General features: G+C 60.9%; 12 protein-coding genes and 4 pseudogenes. 7 read left to right on the top strand and 9 right to left on the bottom strand.

What is annotated here, in order from left to right:
* Nucleotides 1–9: 9 nt before the first annotated feature.
* Nucleotides 10–1,464: an NAD-dependent succinate-semialdehyde dehydrogenase gene (locus GGD53_RS21575; protein ID WP_184458899.1), complete on the top strand. Its 1,455-nt coding sequence runs from the start codon at nt 10–12 to the stop codon at nt 1,462–1,464.
* An 8-nt stretch (nt 1,465–1,472) separates the two neighbouring features.
* Nucleotides 1,473–2,302: pseudogene (locus GGD53_RS21570) on the top strand (phosphate/phosphite/phosphonate ABC transporter substrate-binding protein).
* A gap of 104 nt (nt 2,303–2,406) precedes the next feature.
* On the opposite strand, the gene GGD53_RS21565 reads toward GGD53_RS21570, so the two are convergent.
* The gene (locus GGD53_RS21565) at nt 2,407–3,348 is read right to left on the bottom strand and encodes a phosphatase PAP2 family protein (RefSeq protein ID WP_184458898.1); all 942 of its coding nucleotides are present in this window, start codon (nt 3,346–3,348) and stop codon (nt 2,407–2,409) included.
* Nucleotides 3,349–3,883: 535 nt separating this feature from the next.
* On the opposite strand from GGD53_RS21565, the gene GGD53_RS21560 reads away from it, so the two are divergent.
* Both GGD53_RS21560 and GGD53_RS32305 read left to right on the top strand, forming a co-directional pair.
* Nucleotides 3,884–4,117, top strand: a complete 234-nt coding sequence (locus GGD53_RS21560; RefSeq protein WP_184459008.1) for a transcriptional regulator — start codon at nt 3,884–3,886, stop codon at nt 4,115–4,117.
* 41 nt (nt 4,118–4,158) lie between these two features.
* A pseudogene (locus GGD53_RS32305) lies at nt 4,159–4,471 on the top strand (type II toxin-antitoxin system RelE/ParE family toxin).
* Between the two features lie 56 nt (nt 4,472–4,527).
* Here GGD53_RS32305 and GGD53_RS21555 read toward each other — a convergent pair.
* The 5 genes from GGD53_RS21555 to GGD53_RS21535 form a co-directional block, all read right to left on the bottom strand.
* Nucleotides 4,528–5,505, bottom strand: a complete 978-nt coding sequence (locus tag GGD53_RS21555) for an ABC transporter ATP-binding protein (protein WP_184458897.1) — start codon at nt 5,503–5,505, stop codon at nt 4,528–4,530.
* 4 nt (nt 5,506–5,509) lie between these two features.
* Nucleotides 5,510–6,337, bottom strand: coding sequence for a carbohydrate ABC transporter permease (locus GGD53_RS21550; protein WP_184458896.1), 828 nt, complete (start codon nt 6,335–6,337; stop codon nt 5,510–5,512).
* On the bottom strand, nt 6,334–7,212 hold the full coding sequence (locus GGD53_RS21545; RefSeq protein WP_184458895.1) for a carbohydrate ABC transporter permease: 879 nt from the start codon (nt 7,210–7,212) through the stop codon (nt 6,334–6,336). The genes GGD53_RS21550 and GGD53_RS21545 overlap by 4 nt, the downstream gene beginning before the upstream one ends.
* A gap of 65 nt (nt 7,213–7,277) precedes the next feature.
* Nucleotides 7,278–8,561 carry an ABC transporter substrate-binding protein gene (locus GGD53_RS21540; protein ID WP_184458894.1) on the bottom strand — a complete coding sequence of 428 codons (1,284 nt, stop codon included), beginning with the start codon at nt 8,559–8,561 and terminating at the stop codon, nt 7,278–7,280.
* 37 nt (nt 8,562–8,598) lie between these two features.
* Nucleotides 8,599–10,920, bottom strand: a complete 2,322-nt coding sequence (locus GGD53_RS21535) for an alpha-L-rhamnosidase (protein ID WP_184458893.1) — start codon at nt 10,918–10,920, stop codon at nt 8,599–8,601.
* 142 nt (nt 10,921–11,062) lie between these two features.
* Between GGD53_RS21535 and GGD53_RS21530 the strand changes: the two genes are divergently transcribed.
* A complete protein-coding gene (locus GGD53_RS21530; protein WP_184458892.1) occupies nt 11,063–12,121 on the top strand; it encodes a LacI family DNA-binding transcriptional regulator in 1,059 nt (352 codons plus the stop codon).
* A gap of 51 nt (nt 12,122–12,172) precedes the next feature.
* On the opposite strand, the gene GGD53_RS21525 is transcribed toward GGD53_RS21530, so the two are convergent.
* Nucleotides 12,173–13,084, bottom strand: coding sequence for a dihydrodipicolinate synthase family protein (locus tag GGD53_RS21525; RefSeq protein ID WP_184458891.1), 912 nt, complete (start codon nt 13,082–13,084; stop codon nt 12,173–12,175).
* A gap of 137 nt (nt 13,085–13,221) precedes the next feature.
* On the opposite strand from GGD53_RS21525, the gene GGD53_RS21520 reads away from it, so the two are divergent.
* Nucleotides 13,222–13,926, top strand: a complete 705-nt coding sequence (locus GGD53_RS21520) for a GntR family transcriptional regulator (protein WP_184458890.1) — start codon at nt 13,222–13,224, stop codon at nt 13,924–13,926.
* 50 nt (nt 13,927–13,976) lie between these two features.
* Entirely contained in the window at nt 13,977–15,119 is a 1,143-nt protein-coding gene (locus GGD53_RS21515) for a M24 family metallopeptidase (protein ID WP_184458889.1), read from the top strand.
* 34 nt (nt 15,120–15,153) lie between these two features.
* On the opposite strand, the pseudogene GGD53_RS21510 reads toward GGD53_RS21515, so the two are convergent.
* Nucleotides 15,154–16,203 (bottom strand): annotated as a pseudogene (locus GGD53_RS21510) (alpha-L-fucosidase); the annotation flags it as partial.
* Nucleotides 16,199–16,298 (bottom strand): annotated as a pseudogene (locus tag GGD53_RS21505) (IS481 family transposase); the annotation flags it as partial. The pseudogenes GGD53_RS21505 and GGD53_RS21510, both read right to left, overlap by 5 nt.

Here is a 16,298-nt window from a genome sequence, read left to right as displayed (position 1 = left end):
AGTTGTTCCATGAAGCTCAATGATCCCTCGCTGTTCCGTCAGGCCTGCCCCATCGCCGATCGCTGGATCGAGGCAGAAGGGCGCCGGGCGGCCATGGTCCGCAATCCGGCGACAGGTGAGGTGCTGGGCGCGGTCCCTGATCTCGGTGCGGCCGAAACGGAAGACGCCATCGCCGCCGCCGTCGTCGCCCAGAAGCTCTGGGCGAAGAAGACCGCCGGCGAACGCGCCGCTGTCCTCAAGGCCTGGCATCGTCTGATGATCGAAAACCGCGACGATTTGGCGATGATCCTGACGATGGAGCAGGGAAAGCCGCTCACTGAGGCCAAGGGGGAAATCACCTATGGCGCGAGTTTCATCGAATGGTTTGCCGAAGAGGCAAGGCGCATCAACGGTGAGACCATACCGGGGCATCAGCCGGACAAGCGCATCCTCGTCCTGCGCCAGCCGGCCGGCGTCGTGGCGGCGATCACGCCCTGGAATTTCCCGAACGCGATGATCACCCGCAAGATCGGCCCTGCGCTTGCCACCGGCTGCGCCGTCGTCCTCAAACCGGCGCTGCAGACACCATTCTCCGCAATCGCGATTGCCGTTCTCGCAGAGCGCGCCGGCCTGCCGGCGGGGCTGCTCAACATCGTCACGGGAGATGCCGCTGCAATCGGCGGAGCGATGACCGCAAGCCGCGACGTCCGAGTCCTGACATTCACCGGCTCCACTCGGACGGGCGAGCTGCTTTACCGGCAATGCGCGCCGACGATCAAGAAACTCGGTCTCGAACTCGGCGGCAATGCCCCCTTCATCGTCTTCGACGACGCCGATCTCGATGCGGCGGTCGAAGGCGCAATCATCGCCAAGTTCCGCAACAACGGCCAGACCTGCGTCTGCGCCAACCGGCTTTACGTCCAGGACGGCGTTTATGAGGCATTTGCCACCAAGCTGGCCGCTGCCGTTTCGGCATTGAAGGTCGGTAACGGTCTGGAACGTGACGTCGTGCTTGGCCCCCTCATCGACGACAACGCTGTGGCAAAGGTCGAAAGCCATATTCAGGACGCCGTTGCAAAAGGTGCCGGCATTGTTTCGGGAGGCAAACGCCACGCGCTCGGCGGTCATTTCTTCGAACCGACGATCCTGCGCGATGTCGATGCCGGCATGCAGGTCGCGCGCGAGGAAACCTTCGGGCCGCTTGCCCCGCTTTTCCGTTTCCGCGACGAGCAGGACGTTATCGAGCAGGCGAACGATACAGAGTTCGGCCTAGCTTCCTATTTTTACGCGCGCGACCTGTCGCGGGTGTTTCGCGTCGCCGAAGCGCTGGAATATGGGATGGTCGGCGTCAATACCGGTCTCGTCTCGACGGCGGAAGCGCCGTTCGGCGGCGTCAAGATGTCGGGTCTCGGTCGCGAAGGGTCGAGCCATGGTTTGGACGAATATACCGAACTCAAATATGTGTGCCTGGGCGGCATCGCCTGAGCGGGTCGATGCTTGCGCTTCCCGCGGAAAGCACCGGAACGGGGCTCGTCAGCATCGCCATGTATGTCACATCAGAGCCGCTCGCGCATGCGACGGCCGAGCTGTGGTCGTTCCTCCGAGACTATCTCTCGAAGGCCGGCCTTCAGGATGTGCCGGAAAAGCTTGACCGGACGGCTGGCTATGACGAGGCCTGGCTGCGGCCGGATCTGCTCCTGTCCCAGACATGCGGTTATCCCTTTGCCACGCGCCTGCGTGGCAGGTACGCCTAGTGGCGACGCCCTTCTACGGCCATCCCGGCTGCGACGGTCCGCTGATGCGCAGCTTCATCATCGTCCGCAAGGATTCTGCGCTTCGGTCGCTGGAGGATCTGCGCGGCACCACCGCCGCGATCAACAGTCCCGACAGCAATTCCGGCAGCAATCTGTTTCGCGCCGCCGTCGCTCCGCTTGCCCAGGGCGGCCGCTTCTTTGGCCGGATCATCGAAACCGGCAGCCACGGCGGCAGCATTGCCGCAGTGGCTGAAGGCCTGGCAGACAGCGCGGCCGTCGATTGCATCACCTATGCCAATATCGGCCGTTTCGATGCCGTCGATCTGAAGCGGGTTCGCGTCCTCGCCGAAACACCTCAAGGCCCCGGCCTGCCGTTCATCACGTCGGGCGATGCACCGGAGGAGAGGGTCCAACTCCTGCGAAACGCACTGCATGCCGCCACCAAGGAGCCGTTGCTGGCCGAAATGCGTGCGGCTCTGGGTCTCGTTGATATTTCGGTGCTTTCCGAAGCCGATTACGAGCCGCTTCTATCATTGGCCGGAGATACGCTGCCACAGCTGAGAGCCTGAAGAGCCGAATGATTCAGAGCGCCGGCTTTGCTTCTGTTTCCGTGAGATGATGGGCGATGCGATGGCGCATTGCTTTCAAGGAATTTATTCGGTTCATTACCGCGTTAGATCTGTTGAGGGTTTTGCTGAAATTGGTTGCGATAGAACGGAACGCTGCCGGTACGCGATATATACAACACCGACGCTATACTGAATCCGGCGACACCAATTCCGGCAATCAAATCGACGATATAGTGTCCGCCTTCAGTGATTGCGGACAGCAGCATTAGCGTATTTAAGAAGATCATCGGAAATCGTGTCCATCGTATCGTCCACGCACCCCAACAGCACAACACCGCTACCGCTGCATGAACCGACGGGAACGAGATAATGCCGCTTGCATGCTCCAGTTGCAGGACAAAGTGGGGGTCATCCCTGACTGCTAGGATCTGAGGAACGTATTCCAAACCAAGCATTCCATTGATGTTTTTGAGATCGCCGGGATTGACGGCAAAATCAGTGTAGGTACCTAGGGCAGGATACCAAATGGTGATGAAACTCGCGATGACGCAGATCAAGCCGTATGTCCCGACAACCTGATACGCGCGCGCTCGGTGACCACACAGACTTAGCACAACTGGAAGAAACAAAAGCTGGTGATGGAACGTTTGGTAAGCAAACGTCATTGACTTTGCAAGCAGAGGATTTGCGTCGAGAAAAGCAATCAAGCTCAACCAGTCGACGCCAAGAAGACGATCCAATTGGAGCAGTTGTTGATCCTGCAGGGGCCGATTCAACGCAAAAGCAACGTAAGTGGACACGACAAGCGGGCTCGTTAGCAATAAGCCGATGCCTGTGCATTCGACAATGCAGAGCAGCGATGGGATTCTCCGCCAACTGCATAGGAGGCCGAATCCCAATAGATAAATCAGGGCGACCGTGCTTAGCTGCATAAAGCCTCTCGGATCCACCGGTAGGCCGACGAGCCAAGCCAGCATCGGAACAATCGCGTAGACAGCTCCAGTAAGGCCTATCAGAAAGGCTCGCGCTATGGACGTCTCCGTCATCGAATACCCTCAATTTATGCGCGACTTATTACGTGTGACAAGTTAAGATTAAGTAGCTCCGGCGCGGTAAGTCTTGCTTCGACCGCGCACCGGCACGTGACCGGATGGCACCCAAGTGTCCCTTCCCGCAGGCTGGCAAGCTGCTCTCGCGCCCGCCCTGTTATCCCGAGCACGGCTGCTACATGGTGCCGATGGGCGGACCGAGTGCGCGCGGCCGGAACCTCGAACTCTGGGGCTTGCCGCTCCCTTGAATCCGCGGCGACGGCGATGTTCCGCCGATTCGCTTCCCGTCATCGGCAACTCCCGCCTCTTGCCCCACCTCACCTATGCCTTCGGGAACGGCCATCTCGCCGTTACATTGTCCCCTCTGACTGGCTATCTCGTTACTGAGCTTGTCGGCGGCCGGACGCCCGCTGCGGATCTGACGCCGCTTCGTCCCGACCGGTTCTGGGGATTATGTGTTTGGGCTGGGTGTGATGAATATTGACAATATTCGCTACGCTACCCACGATCAGACGAACGAAAGGGTATGCCGATGGCATCCGGTAGTATTCATGTGAAGATCGGTGGGCAGTTGCAGGTCGGCGATGACGGCCTGTATGAAAACGCCAGCGAGTATATTCGCGCTCTCATTCGCTGCGACTTGCAGACCCGTGATGAGGCTTGGGATTTGCTGCAAAGGGAGCTCGCGCCGGCGATGCGGGCTGAAGACATCGAATTCGTCGCGGTTTCGGCCGACGACGTCATCCGCCGCAACAAGCGCCGATAAGCCTGATGGCGACAAACTGATTTTATCCGTGCTGAGGAGCGCTGGACAAGATTTGGCGCGACACGGTTGAGGCGTGGGGAGAGAAGCAGGCAGACGCCTATATTCTCGGGCTGCACGGCCTATTTGCAGCGTTTGTGCGAGGATCGGTCGATCTGGCGACGACTTCCGCAACGTCTGGCAGTTCCGGCAGACATCAAGCGTTCAGCCTTTTTCGGCCGTTATGAGCATCACCATGTGTTCTTTCGCGAGCTTAAGAACGGCGATCTTGGTGTCATGAGCATTCTTCACGAACGGATGAATCTGCCGGTCCGGCTCAGAGAGGATCTGGCGGCTCTCTCAAACAAACAGCCGTGAGGGGCGGGACTTTCGGTCAGTAGGATTGCTCCTCGAGGTGGGGCTTTAACCCGGTCTTAGAACCGGTGTTCCGCTCCCTCCACCGGATTTGCCCAGACCGTCATGCCTGATGCAAATGGCGTCTCGCCTTCGGCGCGCACGATCATTTCGCCGAGTTCGGGAACATCGAGATAAAGGATCGCATCGGCGCCGAGCCGTTCCACATGTCGGATCCTGCCTTGCCACTGGCCGGTGCCTTCCGAAAGCCTGACATGTTCCGGGCGGATGCCGTAGGTCGTGCAGTTCATTCGCCGTGCCGTCTCGCCGCCATAGAGGTTCATCTTCGGGCTGCCGATGAAGCCGGCGACGAAGGGTGTGGCGGGATTGCGGTAGAGCTCCATCGGGCTGCCGATCTGCTCGACGGCGCCACCGTTCAAAACGACGATCTTGTCGGCCATCGTCATCGCCTCGACCTGGTCGTGGGTGACATAGATCATCGTCGAGTTCAGACGGGCGTGGAGTTCTGAGATCTCCAGGCGCATCTGTGCCCGCAGCGAAGCATCGAGATTGGAGAGCGGCTCGTCGAACAGGAACACCCTGGGATCGCGCACGATCGCCCGGCCGATGGCGACGCGCTGCCGCTGGCCGCCGGAAAGCGCTTTCGGCTTTCTCTGCAGCAGATGAGTGAGCTGCAGCGTTTCGGCCGCCGCCGCGACCTTCTCGGCGATTTCAGCCTTCGGGCGGCGGGCGAGCGAAAGCCCGAAGCCGATATTCTCGGCAACCGTCATATGCGGATAGAGCGCATAGCTCTGGAACACCATGGCGATGCCCCGCTCGGAAGGTTCCGCATAGGTCACGTCCTTGCCGCCGATGGTCAGCCTGCCCGAGGTCGTCTCTTCCAGGCCGGCGATGATACGCAGCAGCGTCGACTTCCCACATCCCGACGGGCCGACGAAGACGACGAACTCGCCGGAGGCAACCTCCAGATCGACGCCCTTGATGACCTCGAGAGCGCCAAAGCTCTTGCGAACCTGTTTGAGAGTGAGCTCAGCCATTCTGCTACCCTTTGACTCCGCCTGACGTCATGCCTGCGACGATCTGACGGTTGAAGAAAATGAAGACGATCAGCGGCGGGATCGTCACGAGGAGGATGTTCATGAAGAGCAGATTATACTGGCTCGAATACATGCTCTGGAAATTATAGAGCGTCAGCTGCACCGTCACATTCTCCTTGCCCGGCAGGTAGTAGAGCGGATTGGTGAAATCGTTGAAGATCGCGATCGATTGAACGACGATATTGGTCACGGTCACCGGCTTCAGTAGCGGCAGGACCACCCGGAAGAAGATCTGCCGGGGCTTGGCGCCGTCGATCAGCGCCGCCTCGTCGAGATCGCACGGGATGGTCGAGATGAACGACCGATAGAGCAGGACCGAAAAGGAGAGATTATAGGCCACCTGGATCAGGATCATCCCGGTCATGGTCTTGAAGAGGCCGATATCCTGCAAAAGGCCGATGGTGGGCACAACGGCCGGCGGCATCATCAGACCCATGAACAGCGCAGCGAAAGCCACGCGGTTCCAGGCCGTCTTACGGCGCTGCATCACATATCCGACCATCGCCGACAGCAGGATCAGGATCGTGACGGAAACGACCGTGATCAATGTCGAATTGAAATAGGCAAGCACGAGCTGATAGTCGCGCGCCTTGAAGACGGCGACGAGATTATCCCAGAACAGCCAATGCTCAGGAAGTTCGAAATCGAGGCGGGAGGCCTCCGATTTGGATTTGACGGCCTGGAGGGCGACGAAAACGAAAGGCATGACGAAGATGACGGCCGCGACGGCAAGGGCTATCGCGCCCGTCACATAGGGGCGGACGCTTCTCATTCCTCGACCTCGCGTCGGTTGAACCATAGGGTGAAGGGCAGGATGATCACGGCGATCAGTGCGAACAGAATGACGTTTCCGGCCGTCGACAGCCCATAAAAACCAGCCTGGTACTGCTTGTAGATGACCGAGGCGATCACATCGGAGGAGAAACCGGGTCCGCCCCGGGTCATGGCCCAGATCAGGTCGAAGGAACGGAGCCCGCCGATCAGCGACAAGGTCACGACGATGACCGTGGCGGGGCGCACGAGCGGCAGGGTGATGCGGAAAAATTGCTGGAGGCGCGTGGCGCCGTCGATTCTCGCCGCCTCGTAATAATCGGGACTGATCGCGGCAAGACCGGCGATGAAAATCAGGGTGGCGAGGCCGACACCCTTCCAGACATCGACCAGGGCCACCGAAAAAAGCGCAAGCGTCGGATTGGTCAGCCATCCAGGCCCAGGCATTCCAAGCGTCTCGAGCGTAACATTGATGATGCCCTTGGTCGGATGCATCATGACCGTGAAGGTGATGCCGATGCCGATGGTCGAGACCAGCACGGGAAAGAAGACCAGCGTGCGCAGGAAGCCGCGGGCGAAGATATTGCTGGTCAGCAGCACGGCCAGCAGCAGGCCGCAGACCGTTTTCAGGCCAGATGTCGTCAGCGCATAGATCAGCGTGTTGATCAGCCCCTTGACCAGGAACGGCTCGGAAAAGAACTGCTGGAAATTTTCAAGCCCGATAAATTGGGCTGTCGAGAGATCCCAACGCGTCAGGCTGTACCAGAGAGACGATATGGTCGGAAAAAGGAACAGCACGCCGTAGATGATGGCGGCGGGAATGAAAAACCACAGCGGGTAGGGCGATTTGCGCGAGTGCGGGCGTATCTCGGTCATGACTACCTCTTCGATCGGGGAAACCTCGCCCCGTCAGGAGCGAGGTTAGCTGGCCCGAACGACCGCTACCAGTTGGGCAGGCCGAGCTGCTTGGCCTGTTTGCGCACATCCTCGTCATAGAGCTTCGCTGCCTCGGCGGGCTGGCGAATGCCGGAACCGACTTCGACGGTGATCTGCTCGAGAGCCGGGCCCTTCACCGGCGATACGAATTCCAATGCCGGGGTCGTCTTTCCCTTGGCGTCGAAATAGGGGAGCATGTCCTTTACGGCGGGCGGTACGTCGGCAGGCAGATCGCAGCCGTTGATCAGCGGAGGCCCCTGCACGGTGTTCGTTTCCACCATGATCTTGCAGCCTTCGACGCTGCCGGCGAAATCCACGAATTTCTTCGCTTCCTCTGGGTGCTGGCTGGTCAGGGGAATATAGAGGGCGGGCGGCATCCAGACGGTCAGGCCGTTCGTCGCCGCATCGTCGCTCGGTTGCGCGAAGAAACCGACATCTGCGAGATTCTCGGGATAATTCTGCTTGATGGCGCCGATGGCGAAGCTCAGCATCGGATAATGCGCCGCTTCGCCGGTCGCCACCATTCTCAGGCCGTCGTCATAACTTGCCGCGCCGAAATCCTCGTTCATCAGGCCGGCGTCGTGAACGTCCTTCAGCCGTTCGAAGCCTTTGGTGGCGGCGGGTGTCTCCGCATATTTTGCCTTGTTGGTGGTATAGTCGGCGGCGAAGTTCGGCACGGCGGCATGCAGATTGTAATAGTCGGCCAGAACGAACAGCTGCGATGTCCAGGTATCGCGATAGGTCTGCGCCACGGCGACCTTGCCCGAAGCCTTGACCTTGGCATTGTTGGCCATGAAATCCGCCCATGTCTTCGGAACGGTAAGGCCGAGATCCTGATAGATCTTCCTGTTGTAAAGGATCCCGCCCGCCATGGCCGTGCCGAAAGGAACGCCGTAGAGTTTGCCGCCGGCGCTGACCACCGACTTGAAGCTTTCGTCCACCTTCGCCTGCGAGGCGAGACCGCTCAGATCGATAAGTGTCTGCGCCGGCTTCAGCGCCTGCAAGAGCGAACCGGAATTATAGAGGAACACATCGGACATCTCTCCCGTTGCCAGGCGCGTCTTGATGATGTTGTCACCCTCGCCGCCGCCTGCCCGCGGCTCGATTTCGATCGTCACGTCGGGCGCCTTGGCCTGGTAGGCCGCAACCAGTGCTTCGGCTGCCGCGACCGTGTCGGGGTTGTTGTCGATCAGAAAAGACAGCGTGGTTTCTGCATGCGACGGGCTGGCCGCGGCCAAGGCCAGAAGCGTGGATGCGCCGGCAAGAATGAGCTTTATCCGATGTGTCATGACGTTCCTCCTCTGAACGGTGTGACCTGTATGCTCCTCAGTAATCGGGTAGGGAAAAGACCAGCTGGTGCGTACCCGGGGGAAGAACCGCCTCCTCGATAACAGGCTCCCCATTGAGTGACGCATTCCGGTGCCGCCGACCGGGCCGGAAGCGGCCGACGCAACCCTCCGGAAGCGTCAGCGCATAGGTGACCTCGCTGCCGGTGCAGTGCCAGCCGGCCTCGATGCGCCCTTGGCTGATATCGTGATAGGCCGAAACCGACGAAAGCGACGGGATCGGCGCCGGGTCGACGATCACTTCGGCAAAGCCGGGTGCGGCCGGGCTCGGCGAAATGCCGGCGACACATTCGAACAGCCATTGGCAGACCGCGCCATAGGCATAGTGATTATAGCTGTTCATGTCGGGTTCGTAGATCGTGCCGTCGGGCGCCATCGAATCCCAGCGCTCCCAGATCGTCGTTGCCCCCTTGGAGACCTGGTAGAGCCAGCCCGGCACATCCTCCTGCAGGAAGACTTTTTCGGCGAGGTCGTCCATGCCGAGTTTCGTCAGGGCCGGCAAAAGGGCCGGCGTGCCAATGAAGCCGGTGCCGATCTTGTAGTCGGCATCGACGACCACCTGCCTGAAATGTCGCCGGGCGGCCGCATGATGCTCGCCCGGTATCAGGTCATACAGGAAGGCCAGCGCATAGGATGTCTGATCGTTATGGGCGAGCCGCCCGGCCGGCGTGATGAACTCGTTGGCGAAAGCCAACCTGATCTTGTCAGCGCGGCCTTTCATCTGTTCTTCAAGCGCTTGCTCGCCGAGTACGCCTGCGATCTTCGCGAGAAGATCCGTCGAAATGAAGTGGTAGAGGGTGGCTGCACAATCGTCGGCAATCGTCGGGCGCGGCTTTCTGTTATCGCCGACCGGCTGCAGCCAGTCGCCGAAGGTGAAGCCGCGGGCGCCCCAATGCGAGGGCGGATGGACGATCGGGCCCTCCGAGATGGACCAGACGAAATCGACCCATCGCACCATCGAGCTCAGGCATTCGGAAAGAACGGACCGGTCGCCGTAATGGGTGTAGAGGACCCAGGGGATCACGACAATCGCGTCACCCCAGCCGGTCGAGCCGGCATAGCCCGGGAAATTGCCGGGGTGCAGACGCGTCGGGTCGGGCGAGAAATGCGAAACGGCGCCGTCCTCGCGCTGGTCGGCCATCACATCGCGCAGATATTTCTTGAGGAAGGACTGACTGTCGCTCAGCCAGCAGGCCGTCGCGGCAAAGACTTGGGCATCACCCGTCCAGCCAAGCCGTTCGTCGCGTTGCGGGCAATCTGTGGGCACTTCGATGAAATTGGCGCGCTGTGACCAGATGGTATTCTCAACCAGGCGATTGACGAGAGGGTTGCCCGAGGTGAAGCCGCCGGCCGGTTCCGGCACCGAGGAGATCGGGATCGAGGCGATGTCAACAATCTCCGCATCGCCTTTGATCGTCACCCTGGCATAACGGAAGCCGTGGAAGGTGAAATGCGGCGCATAGGTCTCGTCGCTATCTCCGCTGAGCGTATAGAGGGTGTGCGCGGCAGCCGCGCGATAGTTGCGATTGTCGAAGTGGCGTTCCGGCCCAAGGACTTCCGAGTGCTCGACCCGCACTTCGGCGCCGCCGACGCCACGGACCGTATATCTGACGTAGCCGCCGACATTCTGGCCGAAATCATAGATCGTCCTGCCTTCATGATCGGTCCAGTTTTCGATGGGGGTGAGCGGCCGCAGCTCCCGCACCGCTGCCGTCTCATGCGCGACGAGCAGCCCCTCGTCGAACGGCAATCGCTCGGTCCCGTGGGTTTCGGCGACCTTTTCCAGGCGTGCGTCGTAAATCTCACCGAAATAGATCCCCGACTTCTGGATCGGCAGAAGGCCGCTTTGCCAAGTCGTATCGGTAGAAAGAATGGTGCCGCCGGGGCCGACCAGATCCGCAATGGCCCCGATCCTGTCGCCCCAGCAGTTGGGAATAGCCTGGGCGCCCCACATGATCGGCGAGCGGTACCATCCGTCGGCGAGCCAGATTTCTATCCGGTTGGAGCCTGACTTCAGCAATCTCGAGATGTCGTATCGCTGATAGGCAATGCGGGCGTCGTAATTCGTCCAGCCGGGGGTCAGCAGATCGTTGCCGACGCGCGTGCCGTTGATGAAGCAGCGATAGAGGCCGAGCGCCGAGATGAAGAGTTCGATCGGAAGGCCGGTGCCGCCATGATCGAAGGTCTTGGAGACGAAGCTTGCGGCCGTTCCCTGGCCGCGGTCCGACAGCGGTGCGATCATCTCTCCGGACCAGGCGCGCGAAACGAGATTGCCGTCGATGGCTGCCGGCTGAAAGTTCATCAAGTTCTCCCGACGAGTTGTAGAACGTTCTCCATATAACGTTCTACATTTTTTTCGGAAGCGCAATAGAAATTTCGTCGCCAGTCTGCCATGGTGGTTCTGCGGGCGATTGTGACGGCCCGCAGAGTAGCCCAGAGATTTCATGTCGATCGAAGAGAAAAAAAGACTGCAACGAAATGATCGCGTGACGATCCGGACAGTGGCAACGCATGCAGGCGTATCGGTCGCCGCGGTCTCCAAGGTGATGCGAAACGCCTACGGTGTCAGTGAGGCGCTACGGGCGAGAGTGACCAACGCTATCGAAGTGCTTGGATATCGTCCGTCACGGGCGGCGCGCGGGTTACGGGGCCGCAGTTTCACCATCGGCGTGCTTTTGATCGACATTCGCAATCCCTTCCTTCCGGAGGTGATTGCCGGCGTGAACGGCGTGCTGGCGCCTTCGCATTACCAGGCGATGATCGGCGTCAGCGATGCGCGCGTGCAATTGGAGACGTCGCTGATCGAGTCGATGATCGACTATAAGATGGACGGCCTGATCCTGGTTGCGCCGCGCCTGCCTTCGGACATCATCGCAAAATTCGCGGCTCAGATACCGATCGTCGCAGTCGGTTATCACGATGCCGGCGCCACGGCCTTCGATACCGTCAATGCCGACGATCAGCGTGGAGCCGAGATCGCGGTGGAAGCGTTGCTTGCCTGCGGCTATCGCGACATCGAAATGCTGAGCCTCGGCGAGCGTGAGGGCCACCAGGTCTCCGTCGTCCGCCAGCGCGAGATCGGCTTCCGCCGGGCGATACAGCGCGCCGGATTGGGATCGTCTGCGCCGATCACTAAAATTCCGATCGCCCCGCCAAAGCGGGAGGAAACGATGCGAAAGTTCCTGTCGAGGAAGAACAGGCCGCGCGCCGTGTTCTGCTGGAGCGATCTCGATGCCATCACCCTTCTGAGCCTGGCGATCGAGATGGGTGTGCGTGTGCCCGAAGATCTTGCCGTCGTCGGATATGACAATTCGTCGACCGCAGCGCTCGGCCTCGTCAATCTCGCAAGCATCGATCAGTCGGGAAGGGAGCTCGGTCAGGTCGCCACCCGGACGTTGATCTCGAGAATAGAGGGCCGCACCGGCGCCGAGCATATTTTTCAGATGCCGTCGCTGGTCAGCCGCAACAGCCTGACCCGATCCGGCAAGGCTCCGGTCACTTAAAGCGAGGGATGGAAGGGCCGGCAGCCCGTGTGCGCTGCCGGGCTCGTAATCTCAGGCGGCCTTGCCGAGTTTCGAGGGACGGGTGGCGGCAGCCTTCTCGACCATGGCGGTGACTTCGGTGCGCCGTGCCCCTGAAAGCGGCAGGCGCGGCATACGGACGCGCTCGGAGCCGCGGCCCATGATCTGCTCGGCGAGCTTGATCGACTGCACGAGGTCATGCTCGGCATCGAGATGCAGAAGCGGCATGAACCAGCGGTAGATCCTGCGGGCCTCTTCCCAGTCGCCGCGTTCGGCGGCGGCAACGAGCTGCACGGATTCCTCAGGGAAGGCGCTGGTCAGGCCCGAGACCCAGCCCTTGGCGCCGAGCATGAGGCCCTCGAGCGCGACGTCGTCGAGGCCGGCAAAGATATCGAAACGGTCGCCGAATTCGTTGATAAGGTCAGTGAAGCGGCGCGGATCCGGGGCGCTTTCCTTGACCGCCTTGATGTTCGGCACGTCGGCAAGCACCTTCAGCACATCGGCGCCGATGTTGACGCGGTAGGCGGGCGGATTGTTGTAGAGCATGATCGGCAGCGAGGTCGCCTCGGCGACGGTGCGGAAATGCGCGATCAGCTCTTCCGGCTTCGGCACATAGACCATGGCCGGCAGCAGCATCAGCCCGTCGGCGCCGAGTTTTTCGGCGTCGCGGGCATAGGCGACGGCACGGCGCGTATCGAATTCGGAGACGCCCGTCACGACGGGAACGCGGCCGTTGACGACCTCGACGGCGGCTTTGAGGATCGTGCGCTTCTCGTCGGGATCGAGTGAGTTGTTCTCACCGCATGTGCCCATGACGATCAGCCCGTTGACGCCGTCGTTGACGAGCGCGTCCTGAACACGCTGGGTCGCGGAAAGATCCACGGACAGATCTTCGTTGAACTGCGTCGTTACGGCGGGAAATACGCCCTTCCATCCTGTTGTCATCGATCGAAACTCCGTTAAAGTCGGTTCGTTATATACAAACTGTCGACAAGACTCAATCGCCACAATTTGTAAATTCGTGGGGCGTTGCCGAAATCACCTAAAACGCACTACAAGGCTCTCATCAAGGGGAGGGACGCATGCAGAACGACGCGGAAAATGTGCGGGTGCGCGGTTCCGGCACGCAGAGCATCTATGCCACGCTGCGCCGGGAGATCCTGTCGATGGCGCTGGAGCCAGCCAGTCCGCTCGACGAGGTGCGGCTGTCGGAGCGTTTCGGCATGTCGAGGACACCTATTCGCGAAGCGCTGTTGCGGCTTGCCGCCGATGGGCTGGTCACGACCCTGCCGAACCGGAACACGATCGTTGCGCCGATCGATTTCGCCAACCTGCCCACCTATTTCGAAGCGCTGACGCTGATGTACCGGGTGACGACTCGCGGGGCCGCCGGGCGGCGAAACGACGCGATCATGGAGACCATCCGCCGGCACCAGAAGGACTTCGCCAGCGCGGTTGCTAAGCGCGACGCCTATGCGATGATCGAAGCCAACCGCGAATTCCACGTGGCGATCGCCGAGCTTGCCGGCAACGCCTATTACACGGCCTTCTTCGCCAAACTGCTCGACGAAGGCCGGCGCATCCTTCGCTTGTATTATTCGACCTTCGACGACCGGCTGCCCCGCCAATATGTCGACGAGCATGAGGAAATCATCGCCGCGATCGAGGCCGGCGACGCCGAGCGCGCTGATCGGCTGGCAATCGCCCACGCCGGCCAGATCGTCCGCCAGATCCAGGACTATCTCGCCCGCGACCTTGACCGGCCGGTGGCGATCGGCCTGTCCTGAAGCGCCGGTCGCGGCGAGGACAGCAGAAACGGTAAGAACAGGAAAACGACATGTCGTGGCAGCATCCCATACCCCGCATCACTGCAGACGAACGGCAAGTTCGCCTCACCAGGCTTCGAGAAGCGATCGACGCCGAAGGACTGGCCGGTATGCTTCTCGGCCCGACTGAAAGTCTGCGTTATTTCACCGGCCTCGTCTGGCATCCGAGCGAAAGGTTCCTTGGCGCGCTCGTCACGCCCACGGCCGTTTTCTATATCGTTCCCGGTTTCGAGCGCAGTCGCGTCGAAACCCTGCCGCATCTGCCGGGAGAGATCCTGGTCTGGGAAGAGGAGGAAAACAGTGCCGCGCTTATCGCCCGGCTAGTCGGCCAGAGCGGCCGGCTTGCCCTTGATGACGGCCTGCCGCTTTTCTTCTATCACGCCTTGGCGGCGGCGATGGGCGCCGAAAGGCTCGCCGATGGCGGGCGGCTGATCCACGGCCTGCGCCGCATCAAGTCGGCGGCCGAGATTGCGCTCATTCAATATGCGATGAACCTGACGCTCGATGTCCACAGACAGGTGCACGCGCTGTTGAAGCCCGGCATCAGCTCACCGGGGGTGGTCGATTTCATCGATCGGCAGCATCGCCAAGCCGGCGCCGACGACGGCTCGACATTCGCAATCGTCTCCTTCGGCGCGGCGACCTCGCTTCCGCATGGCGCCGACGGCGAGCAGATCCTTGGCGACGACGACGTCGTTCTCGTCGATACCGGCTGCCGGATCGACGGCTATCATTCCGATATCACCAGGACCTATATGCTCGGCGGCGGCAACGGCGCCTTTGAGCGTGCCTGGTGGATCGAACGCGAGGCGCAGCAGGCCGTCTTTGACGCCGCCCGGATCGGCGCCGCCTGCTCCAGTCTCGACGATGCGGCCCGCAAGGTGCTCGCCAAACATTCGCTCGGTCCCGACTATTGCCTGCCGGGATTGCCACATCGCGCCGGCCACGGACTCGGGCTGGAAATCCATGAAGAGCCCTATATTGTTCGCGGCAACGACACGCCGCTTGCCGCCGGCATGTGTTTTTCCAACGAACCGATGATTGTCTTTCCCGACAAATTCGGGATCCGGCTGGAGGACCATATCCATATGACCGCCGAGGGACCGCGCTGGTTCACCGCGCCGGCAGCCGGACCGACCGAGCCGTTCTCCTGAGCGGGCGCCGTCCGCCCACTCAGGCAGCTGCACCTCATTTTTGGATGCCGGCAGCGCTTCCGGACTTGAGCTTGACCTCGATGACCGGGACGGTGACCTTGGGGCGGCGCACCGGCAGGACGAAGGTCAGTTCGTCCTCGGCGACGGGGAATTGCGTGTTCGCCCATAAGGTATTGGCCGACGGGCGCAGCCAGGTGACCTCGCTGGCGTCATGCAGGAATTGCGCATATTCGACTTTGCCCGCCAGCGCATCGAAATGCAGATGCTTATAGGGCCAGTTGAACAGGTGGATGTAGAGGCGATCGCCGTTCTGGGTGAGGCGGCAATCGGGCGGCGCGGTGAAGTCGGACTGGGTGCAGCCGACGATGCTGCGCTCGTGCAGCGCCATCCACTCCTCATAGGCTGAAAGCGCTGATATGGCGCGATGGTCGAGCGTGCCGCGGGCCGTCGGCCCGACATTCATCAGCAGATTGCCGCCGATGGCAACGGTGCCGACCAGCATCTGCACCAGTTGTTCGGTGCTCTTCCAGGTATCCTCGTCACGGTGATAGCCCCAGGAGCCGCTGAGCGTCTGGCAGGCTTCCCAGACGACCCGCCCGCCGTCGCGTTTCGGCCAGGCACGCGGCATATATTGCTCCGGCGTGACGATGTCGGGCTGCAGGCCGGCGAGATCGAGCCGGTTGTTGATGATGATATCGGGGGCAAGCTCGCGCACCAGCCGCACGAGCTTCTCGCTTTCCCAATCCTGATGGCCCTTTCCGACCAGCTCTCCGAGCTTCCATTGGGGATAGCTGAAGTCGAACCACATGATGTCGATCCGCCCGAACCCGGTCAGCAGTTCGCGCACCTGCTCGCGCATGAAGGCGGCATAGCGCCTGATGTCGCGGCCTTCGTTGATTTTCATGGCATCGGGATGATTGCGCTGCGGGTGGCGCGGATCGACCGTGAAGTCGGGATGATGCCAGTCGATCAGTGAATAGTAGAAGCCGATCCTCAGGCCCTCGGCGCGGAAGGCGTCGACGAAGGGCCCCAGCAGATCTTTGCCATACGGCGTGTTGGTCACTTTGAAGTCGGTGGCTCTAGTTGTGGAGCCTCAACAGGTTGTCCTGGGTAAGAGCGAGTCTGCTGATTGGTGGTTTTGAATTTAGGCTTCCGTGAGGCCTGTGCCAATTGTAGCGA

Source organism: Rhizobium aethiopicum (assembly GCF_014197535.1).
GTDB lineage: Bacteria > Pseudomonadota > Alphaproteobacteria > Rhizobiales > Rhizobiaceae > Rhizobium > Rhizobium aethiopicum_A.
Note: the sequence above shows the minus strand (reverse complement) of the source record. Positions and strands in the feature narration are given on the sequence as shown.

What these genes read in the sequence shown, in the direction of transcription:
- GGD53_RS21575 (WP_184458899.1), top strand. Translation starts at nt 10, where the DNA reads ATGAAGCTCAATGATCCCTCGCTGTTCCGTCAGGCCTGCCCCATCGCC.
- GGD53_RS21565 (WP_184458898.1), bottom strand. Translation starts at nt 3,348, where the DNA reads ATGACGGAGACGTCCATAGCGCGAGCCTTTCTGATAGGCCTTACTGGA.
- GGD53_RS21560 (WP_184459008.1), top strand. Translation starts at nt 3,884, where the DNA reads ATGGCATCCGGTAGTATTCATGTGAAGATCGGTGGGCAGTTGCAGGTC.
- GGD53_RS21555 (WP_184458897.1), bottom strand. Translation starts at nt 5,505, where the DNA reads ATGGCTGAGCTCACTCTCAAACAGGTTCGCAAGAGCTTTGGCGCTCTC.
- GGD53_RS21550 (WP_184458896.1), bottom strand. Translation starts at nt 6,337, where the DNA reads ATGAGAAGCGTCCGCCCCTATGTGACGGGCGCGATAGCCCTTGCCGTC.
- GGD53_RS21545 (WP_184458895.1), bottom strand. Translation starts at nt 7,212, where the DNA reads ATGACCGAGATACGCCCGCACTCGCGCAAATCGCCCTACCCGCTGTGG.
- GGD53_RS21540 (WP_184458894.1), bottom strand. Translation starts at nt 8,561, where the DNA reads ATGACACATCGGATAAAGCTCATTCTTGCCGGCGCATCCACGCTTCTG.
- GGD53_RS21535 (WP_184458893.1), bottom strand. Translation starts at nt 10,920, where the DNA reads ATGAACTTTCAGCCGGCAGCCATCGACGGCAATCTCGTTTCGCGCGCC.
- GGD53_RS21530 (WP_184458892.1), top strand. Translation starts at nt 11,063, where the DNA reads ATGTCGATCGAAGAGAAAAAAAGACTGCAACGAAATGATCGCGTGACG.
- GGD53_RS21525 (WP_184458891.1), bottom strand. Translation starts at nt 13,084, where the DNA reads ATGACAACAGGATGGAAGGGCGTATTTCCCGCCGTAACGACGCAGTTC.
- GGD53_RS21520 (WP_184458890.1), top strand. Translation starts at nt 13,222, where the DNA reads ATGCAGAACGACGCGGAAAATGTGCGGGTGCGCGGTTCCGGCACGCAG.
- GGD53_RS21515 (WP_184458889.1), top strand. Translation starts at nt 13,977, where the DNA reads ATGTCGTGGCAGCATCCCATACCCCGCATCACTGCAGACGAACGGCAA.